Origin of the sequence: Zymomonas sp., from assembly GCF_020216885.1 — a bacterium.
In the GTDB taxonomy this organism is placed as follows: Bacteria; Pseudomonadota; Alphaproteobacteria; order Sphingomonadales; family Sphingomonadaceae; genus Zymomonas.
Window position 1 is genome coordinate 1 of record NZ_JAIWON010000159.1, and the last position, 6289, is coordinate 6289.

Here is a 6289-nt window from a genome sequence, read left to right on the forward strand (position 1 = left end):
TAATGCCAGACGGTTCGAGGTGGTGAATACGGTGTTGGTCATGAGCCTGCGTGAAATTGAGGGGCGAGAAGCCTCCCCGAGCGCAGGCGTATTGACAGCCAGTCGGCAAAAACCACAGAAAGCGGCGGAATTTCGGGCTATGATGCAGGAAAAAAGGTCAAAGGCCGTAAGCGTCATATCATGGCTGATACATGCGGTTTCCTGATCTTTCTTCTTTCTCGTCCATGCTGCTAATATACAGGATCGGGATGCGGCTGTTGATGTCTTGTCGGCAATACGCAAACGCATCCCTTGGCTGCGCTACATCTTCGCTGATGGCGGCATGCTGGCGACAAATTGCGATCCTCGCTCGCATCTATGGGAAAATGACTGTTGAAATCATCAGGAGGTCAGATACGGCTAAAGGCTTTCAGATCCTGCCGCGCCGATGGGTCGTTGAACGGACATTTGCTTGGCTAGGACGTTGTAGGCGGCTCGCAAAAGATTGGGAAAAATCCATCGCCTCTTCAACCGCATGGATAATGATCGCCTCCATCCGAATGATTACATGACGCACGGCAAGGCATTGTTATACTTGAAAAACTTTCGGATCAGGCTTTTAGCGTTGTATCGCCTTTTTTGTGCCTCAGATAGTATTTTGGCTCCCCGATATTGAGCAATAATTTGGGAAATATCTAAGGCAAAGAATATAGATATAGGTCGGCATCCAAAGTCCGAAAATATAAAGCGGGTGGACAGCACAGCAGATCGTTTTTTAAGTAGAAAAGAGCGCTTTCCCTATCAGAAATTGCGAGTAATAGCCTGATTTTGGTGGTGATATAAGAATAATGAAACGGTCTTGATAATATAAAAAACATAGCCGGTATGATAACCAGCTATGCCTTTGTTCTTGATATGAATTAGCGCGTTATAGCCTATGCCATAGTTACTGAATGAAGCCCCAAAGGAGATCGTTATGATCGCTGTAAGGGCGGACAATATCTTGTCTATTAGACGAGAGCATCCGGCATTTCTTTCCCAGCCTCGGCATCGCTGATATCTTGAAGAATGCTATGAGCGATGTTTGATAAGGCTTCTTTCGTCAAAAAGGCCTGATGTCCCGTGAAAACAACATTCGGGAAAGCGATCAGCCTTTCGAGAATATCATCTTCGATAATATCGTCAGCATGGTTTTCGAAGAATAAAGGCCCCTCCTCTTCGTAAACATCCGCCGCATAGCCACCGAGATGTTTGGCTTTTAGTGATTTAATCACCGCCTTGGTATCAACCAAGCCGCCGCGACTGGTATTGACGAGGTAAAAGCCTTTTTTTGCCCTTGCCAGCGTTTCTTCGTTAATCATGTGATGATTTTCTGGCGTGAGCGGACAGTGAAGCGAAATGATGTCGCTGGTCTCGATCACTTCATCGAGAGACGTGAAACGGAAGCCGACCTTTTTCGCCAATTCGGGATCGGGATGCGGTTTATAAGCGATGACATTGGCACCAAAACCATGGGTCATAATATGGGCAAAGACGCTCCCAATATGACCGACACCAATAATACCGACCGTTTTGTCATGGACATCAAGGCCAATCAGGCCTTCTAAGGAGAAGTTGTTTTCTCGAACCCGTTTCAAACCGCGCGAAATTTGGCGATTGAGCGTAAGCAACATACCGACGGCATATTCGGCAACCGAATAGGGCGAATAGGCAGGCACACGCACAACTTTGATATTCAATTTTTTGGCGGTATCGAGATCAACATTGTTATAACCAGCGCAGCGAAGAGCGACCAATTTAATACCTAAATCAGCCAAGATTTCTAGCACCTCGGCATTGGCCTCGTCATTCACAAAAATACAAACGGCTTCTGCGCCTTTGGCTTTCTCGGCTGTCTCTTTGGTGAGCCGCTCATTCAGAAAAACAAGGTCATGGCCGTAATGTTCATTCTCTTTTTCAATAGAATGATGGTCATAATTTTTGGAACTGAATATTGCGACGCGCATAGACACCCTCTTGAAAAATTTTGAAAGAAAAACAATAAAAATTACCGTTTAAATGAAGCGGTATTATTTTTGTGAAATCAAAAATAGAATGTCTATAAAACGGATAATGGCTTTATTTGTTCCCCAATATAAGAAATATATTACCAGTAAGCAGCAATATAGTAATTTTTAGCGATGGGTCGTAAGGGAATAAAAGAGGATAGATAAAAGGAATGATAAATTTCAGTTTTTTGGCCTTGGAAAAAATCCTTCTGACCCGTTTTTAAAAATTAAATTTTAAAATTATAGAATTTGATTACTAAATATTCTTCTGTCTTTGGGAGGAACCTGTCCCCAGAAAGGCGGGTGCAGAATAAATCAATCTGGCGATAGGATCGCCGCCATTTTATCCGAGATAAATCCATGACTTCCCCATGATAGGGAAAAAACAGGAAAAAATATGCCTATTTTGCGCCTAATAGATGTATTTAATGAACGGAAGAATAGATAAACTGCGCATAGGGCAAACAGAAGCAGTGCTTCTCATTTTATGAAAGGCGACCTTGCCGCAGAAAAGAACATTATTTTCAGATGAAAATGCTCATTAGCTGCGTCATTATCCTTATAAATTTTAGGAAAATTTAGGATAAAATAGCAATTTCGGGATGGGATACCCGATTTATGGCATTTGTAGCGGGTCAAAAATGAAGATCGAGAGCAGATACATTTTCGGCCAGAGTTTTCTCTGGCCGAAAAAGCAGTTAACAAACCAAAAGGCTTTAAAAGCCCAAGGCTATTAACGTTCGTTAAGGAAATAACGATCTTTCGGGGTCAGATCATCATTCAGTTCGTAGACCAACGGCTGACCGGTGGGCAATTCGAACTTGACGATTTCTTCGTCTGACAATTTCGACAGATGCTTAACGAGAGCGCGCAGTGAGTTACCATGCGCACCGATCAAGACGCGCTTGCCAGCCTTCAGTTCAGGGGCAATGCGTTCTTCCCAATAAGGCAACACGCGAGCAACGGTGTCTTTCAGGCTTTCCGTTTCAGGAATCTTGACACCAGCATAACGACGATCGCCAGAAAGGTCGAACTTGTCACCTTTTTCCATCGGGGGCGGCGGAACGTCATAAGAACGGCGCCAAATGTGAACCTGTTCTTCACCATGTTTGGCAGCGGTTTCAGCCTTGTTCAGACCAGTCAGGCCACCATAGTGACGTTCATTCAAACGCCAATCTTTTTCGGTCGGAACCCAAAGGGTTTTACCGGCTTCAAGAATAAGATTGGTGGTTTTGATGGCGCGGGTCAGAACGCTGGTGAAAGCGATATCGAATTCAAAACCCTTTTCAGCCAGAGCTTTACCGCCGGCCGTTGCTTCCTGAACACCCTGTTCAGTCAGGTTAACGTCCCACCAACCGGTGAAACGGTTTTCAAGGTTCCATTCGGACTGTCCGTGACGGGACAAAACGAGCGTGGGCATATTCCACTCCTTTTCAATATCTCTTCGTTATGTGTTGTTCCGGTAAACGCTTGCAGTTTCCGAATCAACAAAAGAAGCCATGTATAATTAACGCTGACAATCTGTGCGGTCAGCAAAAATGGCCGCCAATCTTTCAGGAAAATTATTCGCCGTCAGATTATGCAGGCCTATGGCTTTTGGCAATAGCGGTTATAGCCTTTATGAAAAGCTCTATCAGACGCAAAATTACGATTGCGCCTGATAGTTTTATTACGCGAGATCTTTGCCGGAGATCGGGAGCTGATCAATCATTTCAGCTAGAATAGCGAGACAATCGCGGCCTAATTGTTTTGACCTTGCCGGTGACCAGCCTTTTTTCAAATCAGGCATATCGTCATGATCTTTGAAGGGCATTTCAAGCGTCATCGAAACCGCCTTGTAACGATAGGCCAATTGGTTCGTTGCCAAGGCTAGATTGGCCTCGCCCGGTTCGTCATTTTCATAACCGTAATTGCGTTGAAAATCGGGCGTGTATTTGGCCAATTTATTCCGGTAGCGGCGGAATAATTTATCCTGCGCCTTGTCAAGATCGGGGATACCTTCAAATCCGGCAAGAAAAACATGCGGAATAGCTTCATCACCATGAACATCCATGACGAAATCAACGCCAGTTTTATCCATATGATTGCGAACGGCCAGCACTTCGGGGCTGCGTTTCGCCGTGGGTTCTGCCCATTCACGATTGAGATTGGCACCACAAGCATTCGTCCGCAAATGACCACGGCAAGAACCGTCCGGATTCATATTGGGAACAATATGAAAGCGGGCTTTTTGGCGAAGCAGGCGAGCAACCGAGTCATTTTCATCGGTTAATCTTTCCAAAGCACCTTCCATCCACCATTCGGCCATGCTTTCACCCGGATGTTGCCGTGCGATCAACCAGATAGAGCGCTGCCCTTCCCCCATCGTCAGGCAATCCATGCTTTGGCCATCAAGGCTTTTACCCAACATTTCGTAACCAACCCCTGATTTGCCAGCCATACGGGCAATCAGATCATGGTGTCGTTCCATTGAATAAGGGGCGAAATAAGCAAAATAAGCGATATTACTACGCGGCGTATAACGGATGGTCAGCATCCCGTCGCGATAATCCGTTTCCGTCATTTGCCAGTCTTGGCGGTCTTCGGAAACGCGTGCCTGATAATCAGGCCAGCCAGCTGGATAGGCGGAATCGCTGGCATTGGTGATAACCAGTTCCAAGGCCTGATCTTTGGCACCGGTTACCTTGAAATAAAACCATTGGAAGAAATCTGACTGGTTATCTTTGATAATTTCCAGATAAATCCGGTTTCCGTCTTGTTCAACAACATGGATATTTCCGCCGTCAAAAGCGGCATTGATTTGAAGGGTCATTTTACTTTTTCCGTTTCACCTGATTCACCTGGAAACTGGCCGAACATCGCTGTGGCTAATCTGTCCACTGCGATATCAGGCGTGCTTTCGGCTTTGTTACTTTTGCCTTCTGTTCGGGCGCGGCCTTCCCAGATAGCTTGATGTGTATCCCTGCGGCTGAGTTGTGCCGTTAGAATGGTTTCGACCTTGTTGCTGGTATGATAGCCGTTACCGACAGGGACAGAAATACCGGCACTGATACCGCCGCCTCCACCGCCGAAGCCACGGCCACCCCCGCCGCCGCCTCCGATGCTGATACCGCTTCCGCCGCCGCCCCAGCCGACACCGCCTCCTCCAAAGCCGCCTCCGCCACCATAACCACCGCCAAGGCTGATGCCGCCATGAGGGCGATTGTCACGCGGGGGCGTTTGGCCATTATCCCTGTAATGGGTTCCCCGCATGACATCATACATCATCGTATATTCGGCCTGTTGCGGGTTGTCCGTGACTTGGAAACCAATTCTTGTCAGATTGCGGGCGATACTGGCCGTGTAGCGCTGATATTCCAGCGTATTCCGTAAAGTCGGGTCATGAGGCATGATGTTGACGATGCCAGTTGTAGCCATATCGTTTTTGTGAAAGCGAGTGACTTCTATCGGCTGGCTCGCCTGTAACGGAAGCGTCGACGCCAAGAAAAATATCCCTAAAAAAGGATAGATGCCTTTGAGCCGGAGCCGTTTTTTTGCCTTGCGACCGTCTTTATGGGTCACGTCTTGCGGTGTTGGGGGCTGTGATATCGTGATGAGATGCCTCAAGATAGTCTCCGTCAAGCCATCCGGTTATGAAGGGTGGTTGCTGTGGCTATGATCTTTAACGGATATCATAATATTTCAAAAAAGAATTATAGCCTTTTTTGTGATCGTGAAAAAAGTAACGAAAAAAGCCTGTATTTCAGTGGTCTTTGGTCGTTTTGATGAAGATATATCGGATTTTTCTTTCAAGGATATTGCCGATATATCAGAATTTTCCTTGACTTATAATAATTCAGCGCATAGGCAGAGGCCTCATTTTCTTTCCCAATTTTTAAGATGAAGGCAGGTAGTCCGGCCATGAAAATCCGCAACTCGCTCAAATCCTTAAAGGGGCGCCATCGCGACAATCGGGTGATTCGCCGGCGTGGCCGCACTTATATCATCAATAAAACGGTTCGCCGCTTTAAAGCCCGTCAGGGTTAATAAGGGTATCCGGTTTTAACCGGATCCTTTCCTGATAGAATAAAAAAGGCCTAATGGGTTTCCATTGGCCTTTTTTAGTGTCTGCGTTAGATCTATTTCAGCTCTGCGATAGATGGGTGATACCCCTTGTCTTATGAAAGGGTTTTGCCAGATATAATTCAAATATCTGGCATCTGGCATCTGGCATCTGGCATCTGGCATCTGGCATCTGGCATCTGGCATCTGGCATCTGGCAT

General features: G+C 46.3%; 5 protein-coding genes and 1 pseudogene. 2 read left to right on the forward strand and 4 right to left on the reverse strand.

Annotated features, from left to right (window positions below; genetic code table 11):
- Window positions 1-551 (forward strand): annotated as a pseudogene (locus LDL18_RS08435) (IS5 family transposase); the annotation flags it as partial.
- 438 nt (window positions 552-989) lie between these two features.
- Here the strand turns inward: LDL18_RS08435 and LDL18_RS08440 are convergent.
- The 4 genes from LDL18_RS08440 to LDL18_RS08455 all read right to left on the reverse strand — a co-directional run bounded on the left by LDL18_RS08440 (window position 990) and on the right by LDL18_RS08455 (window position 5633).
- Complete coding sequence (locus LDL18_RS08440; RefSeq protein ID WP_296508697.1) at window positions 990-1985, reverse strand: 2-hydroxyacid dehydrogenase; 996 nt, start codon at window positions 1983-1985, stop codon at window positions 990-992.
- A 775-nt stretch (window positions 1986-2760) separates the two neighbouring features.
- On the reverse strand, window positions 2761-3447 hold the full coding sequence (gene gpmA / locus LDL18_RS08445; protein ID WP_141919938.1) for a 2,3-diphosphoglycerate-dependent phosphoglycerate mutase: 687 nt from the start codon (window positions 3445-3447) through the stop codon (window positions 2761-2763).
- Window positions 3448-3696: 249 nt separating this feature from the next.
- Window positions 3697-4839, reverse strand: a complete 1143-nt coding sequence (locus LDL18_RS08450) for a M14-type cytosolic carboxypeptidase (RefSeq protein ID WP_296508701.1) — start codon at window positions 4837-4839, stop codon at window positions 3697-3699.
- Entirely contained in the window at window positions 4836-5633 is a 798-nt protein-coding gene (locus LDL18_RS08455; protein ID WP_296508704.1) for a DUF4136 domain-containing protein, read from the reverse strand. The genes LDL18_RS08450 and LDL18_RS08455 overlap by 4 nt, the downstream gene beginning before the upstream one ends.
- Window positions 5634-5927: 294 nt before the next feature.
- On the opposite strand from LDL18_RS08455, the gene ykgO reads away from it, so the two are divergent.
- The gene (gene ykgO, locus LDL18_RS08460) at window positions 5928-6053 is read left to right on the forward strand and encodes a type B 50S ribosomal protein L36 (RefSeq protein WP_012816891.1); all 126 of its coding nucleotides are present in this window, start codon (window positions 5928-5930) and stop codon (window positions 6051-6053) included.
- The last annotated feature ends 236 nt before the right edge of the window (window positions 6054-6289 follow it).